This window comes from Duncaniella sp. C9, assembly GCF_004803935.1.
GTDB lineage: Bacteria > Bacteroidota > Bacteroidia > Bacteroidales > Muribaculaceae > Duncaniella > Duncaniella muris.
On sequence record NZ_CP039547.1, the window covers coordinates 669590 to 689607 of the forward strand.

Below are 20018 nucleotides of genomic sequence, written 5' to 3' on the forward strand. Positions count from 1 at the left end.
CACTCTAACCGATCAATCTTTATGAAAACCTTTGCACGTTTGCTGGCTTTGTTTGTGCTCCTTTCCGCCACATGCGCCTCAGTCTCGGCGCAGGACAAACCACGCTGGATCACCAAAGGAGTGGCCTCGCTTGAAAAAGAGCGCAGCAACGACTCATATACCTTCCGCGAATTCGAAATTTTCGGCGGTGACATCGACCTCTTGCGCAAAGAGCGCTTCAATCCGCTCGTAGGCTATCTCGCAAACACCTTCGGGGCCGATTCCGCATCAGCGCAGGTAACGCTGCTTTCCGCATCATCACCGAGGCCCGCCACTCTCAATGATGCCGAAGGTGACCGCTCGGTGCAGGCCGAATATCGGGTGACATTCTCCGCCCCGACGCCAATGACCTTCTATGCCAAGCTCGTCGACGAATATGTGAGCTTCGATGAAAACGTTGACATGAGCTTCGACTATACACTATATCAGCTCTTCGCCATCTCGTCAACAGCTGACGGAGCCGTGCCGCAGTTCGACGACTATTCATACTCCCGCAAATACAATACCCGCGCGCTTGCCCTCTCGATCGTCCCCGGCCTCGGCCAGATGTACAAGGGCCACAACGCAAAAGGCTGGGTTATCATTGGCGGCGAGGTAGTGTTTATCGGCGCGGCTATCTATTCGCAGATCCGCCAGCACAACTATAGCGACGATGCCAAAAACGCCTCCGATGCGGTAGCCCCAAGCTACCGCAGCAAGTCGAAAAGCTGGCGTCAGGTGCGCGATGTGGCAATAGTGGGAGCATGCGGACTCTACGTCTACAACCTTCTTGACGCAGCCCTCTCGAAAGGCGCCCGCCAGGTGGTCGTGAACAAGGCTTCCGGCACCCGTCTGGCCTTATCGCCCTCCGTGATGGCTGACCCTATGGCCTCGCCCGCGCCGGCCGTAACCATGTCGCTGACTTTCTGAAACACTGATAGTTCAGATGGCGGTCAAGATCATACGCATGGCCACTATCGGGCTTTCGCTCGACACCTTCTGCCGCGGACTGCTGCAGGAACTTTCGGCTGACTATGAGGTGGTGGCGCTTTCATCGCCTGACAGCCACCTCGACAGCCTCGGAAAGCGCGAAGGAGTGCGCACCATAGGCGTGGAGATGAAGCGCGAGATAGCCCCTCTGGCAGATCTCCGCTCCCTGATCAGGCTGGTCAGAGAGTTCAGGCGCGAACGTCCGCAGATGGTCCACACAATGACACCCAAGGCCGGCCTGCTCGGCATGATGGCCGCACGGATTGCCGGAGTGCCCCTGCGGGTCCACACATTCACCGGACTGCTCTTCCCTACTGCAACCGGGCTCAAAAAACAGATACTGCGTCTGACCGACCGCCTGACATGCGCCTGCGCCACTCACATCATCCCTGAAGGCGAGGGAGTCAGAAACGATCTTATTGCCGGAGGCATCACCCGAAAGCCCCTGCGCGTTCTCGGCCACGGCAATGTCCGCGGAGTGGACCTTGACCATTACAGGCCATCGGAATCCATTGACGCTCAAGCCGCAGAGCTCAGACGTAGGTTCGGAATCCGGCCCGGCGACAAAGTGCTACTCTATGCCGGACGTGCCGACCGCGACAAAGGCATAGCCGAGCTGACCAAAGCATTCCGCACCCTCGGCCGCAAGGACACCCACCTGCTTTTGGCAGGTGACTTCAAAGACTCTCCACTACTGCCCGCCGACATGAGCAACATCCACCTTTCCGACGGATGGACAGCCGACATACGCCCCTGGATGCGTGCCGCCGACATCTTCATTCTCCCAAGCTACCGCGAGGGCTTCCCCAACACCGTGCTTGAAGCCGGAGCGATGTGCCGCCCATCGGTTGTCACTGACATCAACGGCTCGCGGGAGATAATAACCGACTGTGTGAACGGACTGATTGTGGAACCACGGACCGTGGCTCCTCTGCGCGAGGCAATTCTGAAACTCATATCCGACCCGGCTCTCTGCCACGAAATGGGGCTGCGGGCGCGTAAAAACGTAGAGCTTAAATTTTCGCAGCCATATGTCAGATCCTGCCTGAAAGAATTTTACCGGACCATTATCCCGACAGCACAATGACAGGCTTCCTTATCAGCATAAAACACCGCTTCCCGGCCATCTGGCGCGCCGTAGAGTGGGCCAACGGCAAAGCCATGCGCCTGCGCTACCCCCGTCTCGGCATGATAGCCACTGAGAAAGCCTCGTCCGTCTCACTCGCCGGATTCCGCTTCTCGCCCCTGCAGGAAACAGATCTGACTGATCTTCACCGCTTTCTGATGACACTCCCGGAGGACAGCGTGGCCTACTTCAACCCCCATGCCTTCACGCTGCCCGCCCTGCGCAGACTTCACCGCAGCGGATCGTTCGTCATGCTCGGAGTCAGACAGGGAGACACACTTGTAGGCTACCACTTTCTGCGCTGTTTCGCCAGCGGACGCTGCTTCCACGGGCTCGTGGTCAGCCCCTCGGCGCAGGGCCGTGGCATCGGCACCGCCATGTGGGATCTCGGAGCCCGCATAGCCACAGCCGCAGGCCTCGCCATGTTTGCCACCATATCCGAACACAACCACCCCTCACTGACATCCTGCACCCGCGGCTGCCACACCACCATAGCCGACCGCCTCCCCGGCTCCTACCTCCTCATCCGCTGCCAACCGAAAAAACACAAAGCATAAACACGGCATCAAAGGCACAATTTTATCCATTTTTTTCACATGAGCCATTTTTATGTTAAATCTCTTTGTGAGATTTTTGGAATTTAGTATTTTTGCGAACTCGGATGAATTATCTTCTACTGCTTTAACAATCCGGCATTCAACTGATTCTTATATAACGCCTTGATTCATCCCTGTCTTATTGATAGTAAACGCGATTCTTCTTTAAAAAACACAGTTAATTTAACCTTGCTGACAAAAGAAATCTTTGACCGCTTTGCAGGCTTTATCGGCCTTGCTGTAGCCATCCCTGTCATTTTGCTGACATGGATAGCGATAGCGATCGTCATGCCCGGCGCTCCGGCCATCTTCCGGCAGAAGCGCGTAGGCAAGGACGGCAGACTGTTCACGCTGGTCAAATTCCGCACCATGCGTCCGGCTCACGGAGGCTCTTCGGTCAGCGTGGCCGGCGAAAGCCGCATCACTCCTCTCGGAGCCGTGCTGCGCCGGTGGAAGATCGACGAACTGCCGGAACTGTGGAATGTAATCAAGGGCGACATGAGTTTCGTGGGCCCAAGACCCGACGTGCCCGGCTATGCCGACTGCCTCGAAGGAGACTGCAGACGCATACTCAGTCTCAAACCCGGCATCACCGGAGCCGCGACTCTCCGCTACCGATATGAAGAAGAAATACTCGCCTCTCAGGAAGATCCGCAGACATACAACGACAGCGTGATCTACCCTGACAAGGTGCGTCTGAACCTGCTCTATCTTGATAGCCGCTCGTTCGGACTTGACCTGCGGATGATACTCTCCACCGCTCTCCCCTCGCTCCAAAGCCGCCTTCTCCCCTCTGAATTCCATGCAATCATGCCCGGAAGCGAACTGAACACCCCGACCACACAATCAGTCAACATATATGCAAACTAAGAAAATACATCTTTGCCTCGCCCATATGAGCGGAGCCGAACAGCGCTTTATCGATGAAGCTTTCGCCGACAGTTGGGTTGTACCCCTCGGCCCGAATGTGGACGGTTTTGAAGAAGATCTCAAAAAGTTCCTTACTGACGGAGATCCCCGGTCAGAAGGAAAAGAAATAGCCGCCCTCTCGGCAGGCACAGCCGCCATCCATCTTGCCCTTGTGCTTCTCGGTGTGGGCCAGGATGATGAAGTGATCTGCCAGAGCTTCACGTTTGCTGCCTCGGCCAATCCCGTGGTCTACCAGGGAGCCAAACCGGTGTTTGTCGACAGCGAGGCCGGATCATGGAACATGGATCCCGACCTGCTCGACGCTGCCATTGCCGACCGCATCGAAAAAACCGGACGCAAGCCGAAAGCCATCATTGCCGTGCATCTCTACGGAATGCCCGCGCAGATGGACCGCATCTGCGCCGTGGCCGACAAATGGGGCATACCCGTTGTGGAAGATGCCGCCGAAGCCCTCGGATCGAAATATCAGGGCCGCATGTGCGGAACTCTTGGCCACTTCGGCATACTGAGTTTCAACGGCAACAAAATGATCACCACCTCAGGTGGCGGAGCACTTGTGTGCCCCGATGCCGAGAGCAAGAAACGCGCACTCTTTTTCGCCACCCAGGCCCGCGAGCCATTCCCCTACTACCAGCATGAGCATATAGGCTACAACTACCGGCTGAGCAACATTTCAGCCGGAATAGGTCGCGGGCAGATGACGATTCTCGACGAGCACATAGCCCATCACCGCCGTCTGGCAGCTCTCTATCAGGAACTGTTCGCCGAAATTGACGGCATCAGCTACCACGCCAATCCGTCAGCCGAAAGTGACAGCAACTACTGGCTGAGCACCATCGAGATCGACCCTCAGGTGACCGGCAAGACCCCGGAGGACCTGCGCCTGCACCTTGCCGCCATCAACGTGGAGACCCGCCCGCTCTGGAAGCCGATGCACCTGCAGCCGGTATTCGCCCAGGCCCCGGCCTATGTCAACGGCGTCAGCGAAGCCCTCTTCGGCCGCGGCCTCTGCCTCCCCTCCGGCCCCTGCGTCAGCGAAGACGATGTCAGAATGATCGTGAACGAAATCAGAAACTGCATCAACGGCTGACCCTTCCGCACCTAACAAGACTCACACCAGGCAACACCACATAACAACACACACCACCGTGAACCGGACACTGCTGACAAGAGAATTTGCGCGCCACAATCTGTCGAGATGGATTGTGCTGCTTCTCGACTGCTCGATGGTCTATCTATCGGGACTTGTGGCATGTGTGGTGAACCACGGACTGGCCAACACCGTCAGCAATCTCGGCCTTATACTTCAGACCATGCTGATCTATCTCAGCCCCTTTGCCGCCGGTTTCCTCCTGTGCGGGACCTACCGCAACATCTTCCGCCGCACCTCTTTCCCCGACCTTGTCCGCGTCTGCATGGCTCTTGCGTTTGCCGTAACAGTCATCATGCTGCTGCGCATATTCCTCCACGCCGACAATGTGCTCTTTGCCATCCGCCTGCGCGACCTAATTCTGCTCTCGCTTCTTGCAGTCACCACCATCTGCGGAATGCGAGTCGGAGTCAAGACTCTCTATGACCTCTATCTGCGCTACACCACCAGCGGCGGAGCCTATGGCTACAGTGAGCGCCAGCTCATCGACCTCGAAATGGCCGATCTGCTTGACCGCAACCCTATAGAAGTTGACATGGACGAAATCCGCGCCAAACTTTCAGGGCGCCGCATTCTCGTCACCGGCGCAGCCGGAAGCATAGGCAGCGAACTTGCCCTGCAGCTAGCATCGCTCCGCCCGCAGAGACTCATTCTTATAGACCAGGCCGAGTCGCCGCTCCATAACCTGCGGCTCGAACTGGAGCGTCTGTATCCCAAAACAGACTGCGTCTACATAGTAGCCGACATCTGCAACGGCCCGCGCATGGAGCGCATTTTCGCCTCGGAAAGCCCTGAAATCGTATTCCACGCCGCAGCTTACAAGCATGTGCCCCTCATAGAGGAGAATCCGGTTGAAAGTGTGACCAACAACGTAGGGGGCACCCGTCTCATAGCCGACCTTGCCGTGAGCTACAAGGTGGAGAAATTCATACTCGTCAGCACCGACAAGGCCGTCAACCCGACCAATGTGATGGGCTGCACGAAACGTATCTGCGAGATGTACTGCCAGAGTCTTTCAAGCAACCGCCCCGACGGCTGCCGCTTCATCACCACCCGCTTCGGTAACGTGCTCGGCTCACAAGGCTCGGTAATACCGACCTTCCGCAGCCAGATACGCCGCGGAGGTCCGGTAATGGTGACCCACCCAGACATAATCCGCTACTTCATGCTCATACCCGAAGCCTGCGCGCTCGTGCTCGAAGCCGCTATCCTCGGCAAAGGCGGCGAAATATTCGCCTTCGACATGGGCAAACCGGTCAAGATCGTAGAACTCGTCCGCCGTATGATAGCCCTCAGCGGCCGTTTTGATGTAAAGATAGAATACTGCGGACTGCGCCCCGGCGAAAAGCTCTATGAGGAACTCCTCACTGAAAAAGAACAGGTGATACCGTCGTCGCATCCAAAAATCAAGATTGCAAAGGTCGAGCCAAGCGACAAACGCCGAGTGTCAGCCCAGGTCAACGAACTTCTCGCCACGGCCCACACATTCAACGCCATCGCCACCGTGAGGTCCATGAAACGCATGGTGCCGGAGTATATCTCAAACAACTCACCCTACTCCGCCCTCGATCCCTCACCTTCGGGACCGCAACCTTCGCTCGAAGTAAGCCCGACAACAACCGATATATATCATAACAAACCTGAAATCCAACCTATCGCATAAAGCTATGTACCTTCTCAAGCTCAAGACTTTAAAGCGTTTGCTCTATCCCGCGCTGTCACTGGCAGCTCTGTGTCCGGCCTTCACAGCCGCCGCGCAGGCTCCCTCGTCATACGAGGACTTTGACCGGCAGTACAAAGACTACCGGACAGTCTATTCAGACACTACTGACACCGACTTGCCTACCCGCACCGAGGTTGTCAAGGAAACAAACCAGCCATTCGGAGTGGTTACAAACAAGTTCGGCAAAAACTGGTTTGTATTCGCCACAGCCGGAGCCCACACATTCCGCGGCGACTACTCCGGACGCGGAAAGTTCGGCGGCACCATCTCGCCTGACTTCGGTATCGGCGTTGGAAAATGGTTCACTCCGGGCGTAGGCGTGAAATTGGAATTCATCCGCTCCGACTCCAAGGGCTACACCGAATACCTCACCGGCCACTATGGCTACGGGGGTATCATGCAGGCTCCTGACGGAACACCCTACCGCAAGATGAGAACCCGCTGGTGGGATATCGGCGCAAGTGTCATCTTCAACCTCTCGCGCCTTATCCAGGGCTATGAAGGAGCTGACAGCCCCAAACTCATGAACCAGTTCATGCTCAACGCCGGTATCGGCGGTGTGCACCACATGGGCTATGGCCACAGCCACGGATCAGACAACGAGCTCAGCGCACATCTGGAGCTGCAATACAGCCGCTTCTTCACCCGCTCGAAGCGTTTCTCGCTCGACTTCAAGCTCCGCGCTCTTCTCTATCAGACCAACTTCGACCTCGAATACGGCCAGGCAAATCATGCGGCCAACAAGTGGGACTCGAATCTCGGCGCCGATCTCGGCTTCACATTCTATCTCGGCTCAAAACGTGCCCGCAGCTGGCGCATGGGCGCTACCCACACCTACACCCGCGACTACCGCGAACGTCAGATCCGCGAAGTACGCGTCAAGGAGGGCGATCCCGCCAAGTTCACCGAAATCACATTCTACGTGTTCTATCCCAACAACTATTCCGGACGTAACGATGCCCCGACCATAGCCTCAAGTCCTGTCAACGCCATTGACTACCTGACAGGGGGTATCTACACCCAGCGCCGCTTCGAGGACAACGGTGATGTGGCCTCGCGCCTCGTGGCCGGACGCACTCTCAAGGGTCTGCCCACCGAAGACCTGCCCACCGAACCGGCTGACCGCGACTTCGCCATCACCTCAGTGCCCCGCGGATATGAAATGGGCGAAGGTCCGATCTCTCTGAGCCTCGCTCCTTCCGACATGTCTGACTTCCGCCAGAGCGCAGGCTTCTACTACGCCCCGATATATGGCGACCAGCACCTCTGGCACTACCGTATCGACGATGCCACCCGCTCTCAGAAGCTTCTGAGCGAAGACAACTACTATGAGACCCAGACCTTCGGCCTCAACGCCCACAAGGGTCTTGAAACCATCCGTGAATACTTCGACATAGACCGCGGCGAATATCTCGTCAGTCTTGCCGACATCTATGCGGCCGTGAAGTCAAACCAGGGCCATATAGCCAAGCATGCCGATCAGGAGACTGTCGATGACATCCGCCACATTATTGAAAACGGTGTGATCACAGGCATTCTGGTGGAAGGTCTCGCCACAAGCCAGGACAACTTCACCGGTCCTGACGCCAAGCAGGTGGGTCTCGACCGTAACACAACCCTCTCGGACAACCGCGCCACCACGGTGCTCAACTGGCTCCGCGAGTCAGGCAAATTTGACGGTGTAGACTCCAAGACCTACCGTGTCAACTCGTTCAAGAACTCAGTGCGCGGCATAGGCCGTGTGGACGATCCTTCTACCCGTGGCATTGATGCCAAGATGAACCGCTGCGTGAAGGTGCACCTGCAGTACATCCTCCCGCAGAAATAACATATTTCCCCGCACATAAAAACAATAGAAAAAAACTCCGGACGGAAGCTTCCATCCGGAGTTTTCTATTATGCAGTCTTAGAGATACTATAATTACATTTATCTGATGATATATAGTCAATATGTCATCGGATACCACATATCTGACATTTCTGTAGGCAATCTGCGCGCTGTGGCCGTTCAGCGGATTTCCTCCCAGTCGGCGTCGCTTACCTGTGGTTCGCGGGGAGTGTATGAGGAGCCTTGTTTTTCATTGGTCTCCGAGGCCGAGAATTCGGTTTTAACTTCAATCTCTTCGAAGTCCACATACTCGCCTTCGTCGCGGCTGAATATCTTTTTGCGCCCCCTTGGCTTATGCTGCTGCCTGCGCTGCTGCCCGAAAGGCGATGCTCCGGGACTGAATCCTGTTCCGCCTCCGAAGGCCTGGTTAAACATATCGTTGACCTTCTGGGTATATTTCCGCCGGGCATAGCTCAGCAGGAGCGGCTTGACGATAAGCCACACCAGATAGAGTATAAGTATTGTTCCAAAGAAAGTTAACATGTCAGAAAGATGAAGGTTTTGCTGAATGCTGACCGTGGGGAGGTCTACGGTTACTTCTCATCCGCCTCGGATGCGTCAGGATCTGTGCGCTTGCCAAGAAGCGAGATCAGAATGTAGAGCACAATTGTCCAGGCAAAGCCCGAAACGCCGTCGGTGATGACGAAAAGCACTGTGGCCGCCATGATCACATAACGTCTAACATTCTCGCGCAGCGAAAGGTTGGCGAATTTGAGTGAAAACATCTTTATTTCGCTCACCATAAGCAGCGAAACCACTGCAATGAGCACTGCCATCACCGCATCGCCGGGATAGGCGTGATCGGTGATCCAGGCGAGTGCACCCACCCAGAAGATGGCGTTGGCCGGAATAGGCAGACCGATGAACGAGGTTGTCTGACGGGTGTCGACGTTGAATTTGGCAAGACGCAGGGCACCCATCACGGCTATAAGCAGCGCGAATGCGCTCACCCAGAGCGGACTGCCGGCCCGAAGCATGGTGTTCATCACGAGGAATGCCGGAGCGAGGCCGAAGCTGACAAGGTCGCTCAGCGAATCAAGTTCCTTGCCAATGGGCGAATAGGCGTGAAGAAGGCGGGCCGACATGCCGTCCCAGAAGTCGAAGGCGGCGGCGGCGCCAATGCACACGAAAGCCCACTGCAATGCGCTCAGCCCTGCGGTGGGCAGGTCGAGATTAAAAGCTAAAAACACCGCCGTACATCCTGAGAGGAGGTTGAGGCAGGTGATTGTATTCGGAATATAAGTGCGGATTGATTTCAATTGATGATACTGTGTTTTATATGATAACCTTATTAGTCATCAGGATGTTCGCGCAGACGGGCCACTACCGAGACACCGCCCGTGGTCTTATCGCCGATCTTGACGAAGACTTCGGCATCAAGCGGGAGATAGATGTCGACACGCGATCCGAATTTGATGAAGCCCATGTGGTCTTTGATGTCGGCGATGTCGCCCGGTTCGGCATAGGTGACAATCCGGCGGGCAACGGCTCCGGCAATCTGCCTCATGAGCACTTCCTGGCCATTGGTGGCGCGGATAAGCACTGTCGACCGTTCGTTTTCGATGCTCGCTTTCGGGAGATAGGCACTGAGGAAACGGCCGCTGTGGTGGCGCACCATCAGCACCTCGCCGTCAACCGGAAACCAGTTGGCATGTACGTTGAACACCGACATGAATACCGATAGCATTCTGACACGGCGGCGCAGCACCTCCGGCTCGAATACTTCCTCAAGCGCCACGACGGTACCGTCAACCGAGCTTACCACCACATTGTGGCGGTCGCCGTGAAAGGCACGTTTCGGCGAGCGGAAAAAGTTGACTACGAGCAGATAGAAGATCGCGGAGATGACAGTGAAAGTAGTTGGGATCGCAGCGGGACGGATGAACATCCATGCCGACAGATTGATCACAATCATTATCAGCATGACAACTATCAGTATATTGATTCCTTCGCTGTGGATCTTGACTTTCATTAGATTCGAGGATAGGGGTAGTATCAGAGGGGCTGACAGCCCGTTGCGTTCTCTTAATTTGCAAAGTTATGCAAACTTTTCCATTTATCAAAACCGACTGTTAAAAATTTCCGTCCGCCTGATTTCTAATTATGGCGAATTCGCCATAATTAAGAGGGTGTTTAAAAAGGCGTCCGACTCAGGCGTAGAAACTGCGGCGGATGGTGCGGGTGATGGCCGCGAGGTTGCCGAGGGTTATCAGGAGCATCAGGCCGATGCCTGTGCCGACGGTAAGCCATGCCGACTCCGGTTCGCTTCCAAGCGCGCGGAGCGGGGCACTCCACCAGGCGGAGGCGGCAAGCATTACTGCCATTGCGGTTAAAAGCACTCCGGCATTGACGGCGATGACTATCAGATGGTAGTGGCGCGACACCTGGGCCGGTGAGTAGCCGAGCTGCATGAGATCATGGATCTTGGTGCGGTTTTTCTGCAGCAGGAGGTAGATGCTGAGCATGAGGATGAAGAACGCGAGGATGCTGATGATCAGCCCCACGCCGATGACCACCGTGGTCACGACCGAGAGGAAAAATGCGGCCTTGCCGTTGTCGGCACGGTCGCCGGCCGTTTCATAGCCGTGTTCCTCAAGGTAGCTTTCCACCTGCGGATCGCCGGGACGGTCGAGCATCACTATCAGTCGCGACGGCGCTTCAGCCGGAGTTTCGGAGAATTCTTTATTGGCCCACTGCATGAACTCCTCAGGCACAGCTATGGTGTTGAGACGCGAGGAAAAGCCTACAATGCGGGCGTCGACCCACTCCTGACGGCCGTTGCCGCTGAGCGAGAGTTTCAGAGGCACCATGCCGATCACTTCTTCTGAAACCTGCGGCATGCCGCGCGAGGTGGCGAAGCCGAAATTGTAGAGCGAGAGATAGTCTTTGGAGAGAATCACGGGCACATATGACGAACGGCCCGGCTCATAGGTCCATTCTTTGGGGGTGACATCGAAAAATTCGTCAGGGATGGATTCGAGAAAGAGCGCCGACCCCATCGAGCTGCCGCCGAGTTCCACTTTGGCATAGACATTGAACGAGGCCGAGCTGAAGCGGCCAACCTTGCGGACCCAGGGCCGCGAGGCTATGTCGGCGATATCTTGTTCACTGAAACGGGTGTCACCGGCCGAGGCGGATGACCGGCCGAAGAGACCGCTGACTCCCTCCACCCGCTTAGATAGGATCAGGTAGTCTTTGGAGATGAACGAGTCATCGTCATTCCAGACCGAGCTGACATCTCGGTAAAACTGAATGGCGGTAAGCACTATGGAAAGGCCCACGAAACTGGCCAGTGCATAGCCGGCTATCTGACCGGCGCTTATATTGTGGCGCAGGAGGCGCCAGACTGTATTGTTTGACATTTTCAGAAGTTGTATTTGTCTAGGCAAAGCCGCCGGACAGATTAAGAGGGTGCATATCAGAGCCTCATCAGCTCAAACTCTTCGAGGCGGATCTTGTTGCCGACCGAGGTGGCGATTACAGCCGCACCCTGCCGTCCGGCTTCCTCGGCTATGAGAGAGGCCACGGCCTGATTGTTGCGGGCATCGAGATGGCTCACCGGCTCGTCGATAAGAATAAAATCAAACGGCTGACAGAGAGCGCGGATGATGGCCGCCCGCTGCTGCTGCCCTACTGAAAGGCGTCCGGCTCTTTCGCCGGCTTTACCCTCGATCTCAAGGCGCGAAAGCATACGGCGGATTTCGTCACCGCTGCGGAAATCGGTCAACCGGTTTTTTATCATCACGTTTTCCATCACGGTCAGCTCAGGGAACAGGCGCATCTCCTGGGGCAGATAGGCTAGAGAGCGGCGTCGCAGCTCACACCAGCGGTCGATGCTCAGGGCTGCCGCATCCTGCCCGTCGAAGAGAATACGGCCCTCATAGTCGCGGCGGCTTCCGTAGATGAAGGCGCAGAGCGACGATTTGCCCGTGCCGCTCTCGGCCTCGATGATATAGTTGTGTCCGCGGCTGAAAACCACACTTTCTCTGAGCCAGAGCTCCGAATCCTTGACCGGAGCCTCTTTCTCGCTGCCGCGGAACACCTGCGGCAGCACTCTATTCAACTCAATGTTCTCTATCATAGCAATGCTGAAAGTATGGCCTGGAGGATGGGCTGCGTTGTGCCCGTGAGAGCCAGTTCGGCCGTGGTGCTGCCCTGACCGGTCTGGCCGGTAAGTCTGAAACCGAAAGCGGGAGCCGCCGGACTGAGGCTGCGCAGCGATGGCAGTTCAAGCATAACGGCTCCGTCCTTGCCGGAGAAGAGCGGCGCGAGACTGTTCTGACGTGTATTGTCGAAAGGCATGTTGCTAACGGCGAAATAGCCATCGACATTGCCGAGATAGAGATTCATGCCGTATTGCGGCACGATCAAAAGCCCCTGGTCGGTCATGCGCGGACTCATTCCTGCCACAAACATAGAGTTCCGCACCATGTTCATGATCTCGGTGATTTTCTGCTGAGGCATGTGGGCCATCAGTATGAAGTGCCAGTTGCCGGGGTCGATCTCACTGTAGGCCTGATCATTGGCCGGACCGGCGGCAAGCATTACAGTGCCGTTGATCGACTGCAGATAGGGAGTGACCACAGCCATCATGCCGCGTGCCTGGAAGCCTCCGAAGGCGCTGACAGCCTGAGTCAGTACACTCCAGTCGAAATCCGGTGTCAGCCCTACGGCAAAGGCGAAGCTGAACGAATCCGGAATATATGAGAGCACAGCCTTATTGACAGGCTGGAGTCCGTCTGCGGCCACGGTGGTGCCATCGGCCTGCATGACCACGCTTCCGGCTACGAGTTTATTGTCCTTGATATCGCAACTGATAGTGGCCCATAGGCTTTCCTGAGCCGCCTGAGCGCCATCGTCCTTCTTGCCGCCCTTTGCTGCGGCATCACAGCTGAGAGCCATGTTGAGCAGCCCCTGGCCTTCAAGCATCCCGCAGATTCCGGAAAGAGCCGTCAGCGGAGACTTCCCGGCTTTCTTCTGCAGCTCTCTGACAGCCTTGACGGCATCTTTTGCATCGGTCAGCCAGAAGCGGTCGTCGCCTGTAAGAGCCGTGAAACCGCCCCACTGGCCCTGCCGGAAACCGTCTTTGGCCTCAGTCCATCCGATCTCTCCGGAAGTAGCCTCGGCAAACTTGTCGCAGTCGCTGACCAGAGCCGTCACATAGATGACTCCGTCGCGATCCCTTGCCCAGGCCATGCGGTCGATATCGCAGACCCCGGAGCGGTCCATGACATCGGCAAGGTCCACAAGATCCCGGAAGCGGCCTTCCGGAGCAGCGAGACCATCGGTAGTGACTCCATTAGGTCCGAATTTGAATCCGGACTGGCTGAGCACACTTTTCAGACGCACGAACCCTACATTGTCGACCTCAGCCGGAATCGCGTCAAACAGCGCCTCGTCTTTCGAACACGACGCCACCGCGACCCCAAGAATAACCACAGCCACCAAAGGCATCAGAAACGACCTCACAGCAGCCGCCCTAAAAAATTTCATATTCATAAATATTGCAGGAGTTGTTCATCAGAGGAACTATATTTGTAGGGCCCTCTGATGGTATGTTATACAATTTTTCAAAATGATGAAGAGATTTTCCAAGCACAAAGATAATGATTAGCCCTGACATTGTAACGTTCAGTGCTCAAAAATCATTGGTTCTGAGTTCAGAAGACCATAACTGCCACAGGCAGCAGACTGCCCGGCGATAAGAGCCGGAGCGCCAGTAAACAGAAGAAGCCGTTGCAGACTATCCGCAACGGCTTCCAGAGGCATGTTTTCTGTGTGTTTCAAGATTTTTTACAAAATCGCATCTTCTGCCACATGCAAACAGAGATTGTAAATAAAATCAGAATTCATTATTCGATTTTTCCTTTTTTCTTTGAAAGGCGAAGGTAGTAGCCTGAGAAATCGTTTTTCTTGCCTACTTTCAGCTTGGTATAGCCAAGTTCCTGAGCAGCCTTCATGGCCTCAGCCTCAGCACCTTCGGCATTTGCTATGATTTCATCGGCACCGGTGGTGTTGAACCACACACCGTTTTTCTCGACCTTTGCAGAAGCTACTTTCTTATAGATCATCTTGTTGGTCTTCTCGTCGAGCTGCTGTTCGAGCACTTCATATTCGTCTCCTTCATTCACACCTTCCTTCGATCCGATCTTTGCGTAGAGAAAACCATCAGCCGATTTTGAAATAGGCACCGTGGTGCGGAACACTTCATTCTCAACCTGCAGTTTGGCGAGGGCCATATCAATCGCACGGGCTGTTGCCGAAGCGGCGAGCTGGTCAAGAGTCTTGGTTTTATCTTTCTTAACGCCTGAACGGGCCTTGGTCTGTCCGACATATGACAGCTTGCAGAGGCCGGCGTCAAGAAGGTCCTGAAGAGTAGCGTTTTCGTTATAAAGCACCTTGTCGCTCAGAGCCATGTCGATATCATCGTTCCAGTCGAGTTTATAAAGGTTGGTGACGGCGGTCACGGAATACATATCCTTCATGAGACCGTTGATGGCCGCTTCGGTTCCTTTCTTGGCGCCGAAAGCCGCAAGGCTGCCGAGAGCGCCGGCATTCTGTGCGGCCACAGCAGCAACGCCGCCCACCATGTCAGAGATTTCCTGGGCTACAGCCTTGTTGTTGCGGAAACGCAGGTTGGTTGCCACGACAAAGGTGTTGTTGAGCAGTTCGAAGCCCTGTGAAGAAAGCATTGCCTTGAATTCGGCATTGGCATTTGCCTTTGACAGCTCTGCGGCAGAAGCGTTTTCCAGTCCGCGCTCCTGAATGAGTCCGGTGTTGAACTGGGGTTTGCCTTCAGGATTATAGCCATACCACTTGGCCACCATGTAGTCTGCCACCTTGTTGTCGGCAAGGAACTTGTTGACAGCCGCATGCATGTAGTCATCCACCTTTTCCACTCTGACAAGCGAAGATTCCTGCTTTCCGGAAGCACCTGCAAGCAGAGATCCGCCGAGGCCTTTCATGAACTTGCCGGCACCGCCGCTTTTGGGGCGAGCGGACTTGGCTTCTTCATCGGTCATATCGGCAGTCAGCGCATCAAAGTCGATGATACGCCACTGGAGATTGTGGTCATTGAACTGTTCGGGAATAGCGATCGAAGGGAACACCATCTGGGGCACACCGCCGAGGCTCGAAAGGCCTGATTCCTGAAGAGTCAGGGCATAACCGGCCGAGTCGGTTTCGATAGCCTCTCTGTCGAGACGCTGGTTCTGGTCATTGGAATTAACGAGTACCGTGTAGATTGAACTGCGCATGAATTTCACGTCTTCGCCTTTCATGATTCCGTGTGTTCCCAACATAGCCACAAAGCAACTTGCCAAGATAAGTCTGTTGATTTTCATCTGTTTCTGATTTTTATATGTTGTATAATATATTAAGTGCGTGTTTTTACATCATCCGGCGACAGGTCACCAGGCAATCCAGTTGTTTTTGACCACTGTCTTGGGCTGGTTCTGAGCCCAGGCCACAGCCACCTGGCGGGCAGCGTCGATGCGCTGCTTTTCAAGTTCGACCGCATTGCGGTATTTCTCCTTGGTCTCGAAAACATAATCCTCCCTGACCGATGCGCTTATCTTCTTTCCGAGAGCCTTGGCTTTGGCATAGCATGCAGCCGAGGGATCAATCCGGCTAAGATAGCCGTAGGCCGCGCGTCCGCCTTCAGCCGATGGATCTGAAGCCCATTCGCCTTCGGCCTGTGCGAGGAGCATGGCGCCGTCATAGTCGATCTTGTCCTGATAGATACTGCTGGCCAATTCAGCGGCCTGTGCGTAGCCGGCACAGCATTCCGGAATCGACGTTGACCAATAGAGAGCCTCGTCATAGTCACGGGCTTTCAAAGCCTTCTGAGCCTTGGCCATGTAGGTGGGATAGTTTTTGTCGAAATAGTCCACTATCTTGGCCTTGCCGTCTTCCACGAAGTTGATAAATGACGGATTCCGGGCATTTAGGCTTCCGAGTGCGCGAGTGAGCGCCTGCTGGTCAGAGGCTCCTACGCCTTTGAGCGGGAATGTGGCGGTGGCGAACACCTTTCTGTTTTCACCGTCGCAGATGGCAAGCTGAAGATTGGTCTTCACAAGCACACGTCCGCCCACTCCGCCGGCTTCCTGGCTGAAAGCCTCGTCGAAGCGTCCGGTCAGAAAGAACTGGCAGTCATAGTCACCTGCCGCAACTCCTACATGGGTCAGCACCGTTTTCAGCTTGGCTTCAAGCTGACGGGCCACAGCCGCCGGCACCTGGTCACCTTCCATTATGGGCGCGATGCCCATACCGATCTCGCAATCGGCTGCCGCTGCTGCCACCGGCATTGCGGCTATGGCCGCGCCAAGCAATATCTGTCTGAGTTTCATATTTTTGTTTAAGTTAGGGTTCTTTATTTTACACTCTTGTTATTTCTCTCCGATATAGATACGGGCGGCACCAAGACCGGTTGATGCGTTTTCAGCCACGAGACCAAGTGATTTCAGCTTGTCCTGAAGACCTTTGACCCAGCGAGACGCATCCTGCGGACGACCGTCGGAGCCATTGAGAGGGATTCTCACCTGATCGTAGCGGGCCATGTTGCGGCCGCCTGAACGCTGGCTGAACTGATGGTTGACAGTGTTGTCGCTCACCCAGTTATAGATGATTTCCGAGAGTTCCTGACCTTCGAACTCCTGGTTCATGGTAGTGCCCGAACCGTTGTCGATAATGCGTACATCAAGGCGGATCTCACGGCCGTTTGCATGGATATCATCAAAATAAGTTTGCAATTTCTGGCAGAAGTCATCCATATTGTTTTTAGCCGTCTGCTTGAGAGCCACGCTCAGAGGCACTGTGCGCCGCATCTCTCCGGTCTGGCCGGCGATAGGAGCTACCGACTTGTTTGAATAGGTGTCAATGGCTTCGATGCGATAGTCTGCCGAATAGATCGAACCGGCATTGTTTATATTCCAGCCAATCTTAAGAGTGATGTCCGGTTTGTTGCGCTTGAGCAGTTCATCATAGGCATTTGTCTGCACACCGGAACCGGTTTCGGCACCCTCAAAGGCTTCGTCAAGCATTTCATCCTCATCGTCAGTTTCAGACTGCGACTCTCCGCTGATAACAGGGAAGTTACGCTCGGCCATGATCTGTGAGATGGCAAGCTGCACATTTTTGAAATCCGGGTCGACAAGAGCCTTGTCATAGTCCTCGCGCTGACGCACTTTTCCATTGCGTTCGGTCTCGATGACATAACCTTTTTCGATACACCAGGTCTTGTCCGGGACAATCATCAGTTTGGGAGGAGCGGCAAGCAGTGTCTGTGCTGACAGGACCATACAGGTGCCTGCCAGTATTTTTGCGAATAATTTCATAAGATGGTATTCTATATATTGTTTTGATCAGGTTAAAATAGTATGCTGTATGGCTCTTATAAGAGGGTGTTTCATAACAATAGTTAAAATCTGAGCGAAAGATTTGAGATGGATATGGCTCTGAATTGAAGGAGCATAGCGAGCTATGTGACTGAAATGAAGATCCATAGCCGCTCAAAGCTTTCGGAGGCGATTGTATTGTCTTTTTGTAAATAGTATATTCCATTTGTTAAAATTTTTAAGTTACCTGAGCCTTGGTGTCTCTTTTGCTAAATTGTTGAAGCTCGTCAGTCGCATAGCTCGCTATGCTTCTTCCTCCCTTCCAACAATTTATCTAAAAGATACACCACTCAGATTTTAACTCTTGTTATGAAACACCCTCTAAATTTCTCAATGACGGGTTCCTTCCTTGAGCACTCCGTCTTTTTCAAGTTGTCGGCGCAGGCCTTCACGGTCTACAGTCACAATCACGCCATAGTTTGAAATTGATTTTCCCTTGGCCTGAAGCCTGCTGGCCTCACCGCCTTTTTCCTCTTTGACAAACTTGCGGTATTCTCCGCCATCGCTGAAAAACGGATTGAAATATTCCGAATAACGCTCGCGGGCATTCACTTCCGGAACAAGCGGAGTCTGATTGCACTCGCCGGTGCCTTTGATGCCTTTGAAAAGCACATCATAGACGGCGTTTTTCTTGGCCTGCTCTATGGCATCGCCCTTGGAAGTGCCTTTGCCCCAAGCCCGAAGGGTCTGAGAACCGTCATGTTCAACGCCGAGACACTGAGTCTCGAAAGAGGAATAGGCCGCGGATGAAGCCACCGGAGTGGTGATTTTTTTTGAGCATGAGCCTAATGAGGCAACGATTCCTATCGCAGCCGTTACTAATATTGCTGTTTTCTTCATAAATATTCAGATAAGCGGATTTCAGAATTCATATCCGAGGCGGAGACAGGCAAAACTTGTGTATTTGCACGTCTTCTCCAGCCGGGAATTATAGGTGGCTATGTCCTGCCCCATGTAGCTGATGCCGATGGTGAAGGCATTGCGGGGCTCGCCGATACGCAAGCCGAGTGTGGGGCGGAAAAATGCGCCGTCACGCACCGATGCGCCGGCCTCTATGCCCCAGTAAGGCACCACCGTGCGGTAAAGGCCGGGTATCAGATTGCCTCTGACGGTTGCAAACAGCGGCATGCCCCACTTGATGTCGGAGCGACGGAGAGGCCCCTGGTCGATGTAGTATCTCGGACCGATGCCTACGCCTACTTTCAGATACTGGCAGAAACGGTAGCCTACGGTGAAATCTACCTCGGCAAGGCCCATGTTGTGGCCTCGCAGATGGCACGACACACCGCCGAGCACCTCGGCGCTGAACCACACCGAGCGTTCAAACTGGGAATATTGCTGCTGATTGGGGTCATAGCCCTTTCCGGGGATTCTTTTTACCTGGTTTTCCTGCGCCGATACTCCTATGGAGATCAGCAGGGCGGCGATAAAGGTGAGTATCTTTTTCATAGTTTACCATCCGCTTCTGAGTGACTTGATGATATTGTCTTTCTCTAACTTGCGGCGCAGTTCCGGCTCATTCACGGAAACAGCCTGGCTTACATGATATACCTTGCCGCTTTTGACCACCTTGCGGGTGTCAGGAAGCACCGAGGCATATTTTGAAGCGGCGCCGCTTGCAAAGAAGTCTGCGAAATAGTCGGCATGTGCGTCCTCTGCGTCAGGGCTTCCGGCAACTGCGGGATGGCTGACCGAGGCATCGAATGACGAAGTGTTTGATTTATCGACCCATCCACTGAAAAGCACAGCTCTGACGGCACAGCGTGTGAGATCGGCATCAGTAACCTTGTCGGCTTTCTTGGCGGCACAGGTAGCCACAACCACCGGACGGCCTCCGTTTCCGACACCTTCGCCTGTCACGGACACATCTGTGACCTCAGGTGCTTTTGCATTTGTAAACAGACTGACTACTATGCAGGCAAGCATAACGGCAAATTTTTTCATAATTCTATCAGTATTGATTTTGGTTTAGATTTAAAAAATAAGTGATCAGAGCATTCTGCAAAGCCTAAAAAAAAGATTTTTCCATAGCAAAGATTACCACTGTAACACAAAGCAACAGATAGCTTTTTCAGAAAGCAGTTTTGCAAATGTATAAAAAATGTTACTTTTTACCCCCCCCAATAGTTAAAATACGTTAATTGTAAAATAAATCTAAATAAAACCCACGGCTCTTTCATTTAAGATTTCGTCTCATTCTCG

The 20018-nt window shown here is 54.3% G+C and carries 19 protein-coding genes; 7 read left to right on the forward strand and 12 right to left on the reverse strand.

Going from position 1 to position 20018, the window contains the following annotated elements; genetic code table 11:
* Positions 1-21: 21 nt before the first annotated feature.
* The 7 genes from E7745_RS02755 (at position 22) to E7745_RS02785 (ending at position 8361) form a co-directional block, all read left to right on the forward strand.
* The gene (locus tag E7745_RS02755; RefSeq protein ID WP_124075656.1) at positions 22-948 is read left to right on the forward strand and encodes a DUF5683 domain-containing protein; all 927 of its coding nucleotides are present in this window, start codon (positions 22-24) and stop codon (positions 946-948) included.
* A 16-nt stretch (positions 949-964) separates the two neighbouring features.
* On the forward strand, positions 965-2095 hold the full coding sequence (locus E7745_RS02760) for a glycosyltransferase family 4 protein (protein WP_136408261.1): 1131 nt from the start codon (positions 965-967) through the stop codon (positions 2093-2095).
* Positions 2092-2691 (forward strand): GNAT family N-acetyltransferase, encoded by a 600-nt coding sequence (locus tag E7745_RS02765; RefSeq protein ID WP_107032806.1) that lies wholly within the window; start codon positions 2092-2094, stop codon positions 2689-2691. The genes E7745_RS02760 and E7745_RS02765 overlap by 4 nt, the downstream gene beginning before the upstream one ends.
* 228 nt (positions 2692-2919) lie before the next feature.
* Complete coding sequence (locus E7745_RS02770; RefSeq protein WP_107032807.1) at positions 2920-3600, forward strand: sugar transferase; 681 nt, start codon at positions 2920-2922, stop codon at positions 3598-3600.
* Positions 3590-4750 carry a DegT/DnrJ/EryC1/StrS aminotransferase family protein gene (locus E7745_RS02775; protein ID WP_124075654.1) on the forward strand — a complete coding sequence of 387 codons (1161 nt, stop codon included), beginning with the start codon at positions 3590-3592 and terminating at the stop codon, positions 4748-4750. The genes E7745_RS02770 and E7745_RS02775 overlap by 11 nt, the downstream gene beginning before the upstream one ends.
* Before the next feature lie 58 nt (positions 4751-4808).
* On the forward strand, positions 4809-6473 hold the full coding sequence (locus tag E7745_RS02780) for a polysaccharide biosynthesis protein (RefSeq protein WP_370291791.1): 1665 nt from the start codon (positions 4809-4811) through the stop codon (positions 6471-6473).
* 4 nt (positions 6474-6477) lie between these two features.
* Positions 6478-8361: a hypothetical protein gene (locus E7745_RS02785; RefSeq protein ID WP_124075653.1), complete on the forward strand. Its 1884-nt coding sequence runs from the start codon at positions 6478-6480 to the stop codon at positions 8359-8361.
* 180 nt (positions 8362-8541) lie between these two features.
* Here E7745_RS02785 and E7745_RS02790 read toward each other — a convergent pair whose 3' ends face one another.
* From E7745_RS02790 to E7745_RS02845, 12 genes are all read right to left on the reverse strand, one after another.
* A complete protein-coding gene (locus E7745_RS02790) occupies positions 8542-8904 on the reverse strand; it encodes a DUF4834 family protein (RefSeq protein WP_123398461.1) in 363 nt (120 codons plus the stop codon).
* Positions 8905-8954: 50 nt separating this feature from the next.
* Complete coding sequence (pssA, locus tag E7745_RS02795; RefSeq protein ID WP_123398460.1) at positions 8955-9680, reverse strand: CDP-diacylglycerol--serine O-phosphatidyltransferase; 726 nt, start codon at positions 9678-9680, stop codon at positions 8955-8957.
* A gap of 32 nt (positions 9681-9712) precedes the next feature.
* Entirely contained in the window at positions 9713-10393 is a 681-nt protein-coding gene (locus E7745_RS02800) for a phosphatidylserine decarboxylase family protein (RefSeq protein ID WP_107032090.1), read from the reverse strand.
* Positions 10394-10571: 178 nt separating this feature from the next.
* Positions 10572-11783 carry an ABC transporter permease gene (locus tag E7745_RS02805; protein WP_136408262.1) on the reverse strand — a complete coding sequence of 404 codons (1212 nt, stop codon included), beginning with the start codon at positions 11781-11783 and terminating at the stop codon, positions 10572-10574.
* Positions 11784-11839: 56 nt separating this feature from the next.
* The gene (locus E7745_RS02810; protein ID WP_370291793.1) at positions 11840-12502 is read right to left on the reverse strand and encodes an ATP-binding cassette domain-containing protein; all 663 of its coding nucleotides are present in this window, start codon (positions 12500-12502) and stop codon (positions 11840-11842) included.
* Complete coding sequence (locus E7745_RS02815) at positions 12499-13914, reverse strand: hypothetical protein (protein ID WP_124075652.1); 1416 nt, start codon at positions 13912-13914, stop codon at positions 12499-12501. Before E7745_RS02815 ends, E7745_RS02810 begins: the two co-directional genes overlap by 4 nt.
* Positions 13915-14273: 359 nt before the next feature.
* Positions 14274-15764, reverse strand: coding sequence for a hypothetical protein (locus E7745_RS02820; protein ID WP_136408263.1), 1491 nt, complete (start codon positions 15762-15764; stop codon positions 14274-14276).
* A gap of 66 nt (positions 15765-15830) precedes the next feature.
* Entirely contained in the window at positions 15831-16769 is a 939-nt protein-coding gene (locus E7745_RS02825) for a hypothetical protein (protein ID WP_136408264.1), read from the reverse strand.
* A 39-nt stretch (positions 16770-16808) separates the two neighbouring features.
* Positions 16809-17756 (reverse strand): DUF6175 family protein, encoded by a 948-nt coding sequence (locus tag E7745_RS02830; protein WP_107032085.1) that lies wholly within the window; start codon positions 17754-17756, stop codon positions 16809-16811.
* Between the two features lie 390 nt (positions 17757-18146).
* On the reverse strand, positions 18147-18656 hold the full coding sequence (locus tag E7745_RS02835) for a hypothetical protein (protein WP_107032084.1): 510 nt from the start codon (positions 18654-18656) through the stop codon (positions 18147-18149).
* Positions 18657-18677: 21 nt separating this feature from the next.
* Positions 18678-19265 (reverse strand): hypothetical protein, encoded by a 588-nt coding sequence (locus tag E7745_RS02840; protein ID WP_107032083.1) that lies wholly within the window; start codon positions 19263-19265, stop codon positions 18678-18680.
* A 3-nt stretch (positions 19266-19268) separates the two neighbouring features.
* The gene (locus tag E7745_RS02845) at positions 19269-19760 is read right to left on the reverse strand and encodes a hypothetical protein (protein WP_107032082.1); all 492 of its coding nucleotides are present in this window, start codon (positions 19758-19760) and stop codon (positions 19269-19271) included.
* Positions 19761-20018 lie beyond the last annotated feature (258 nt).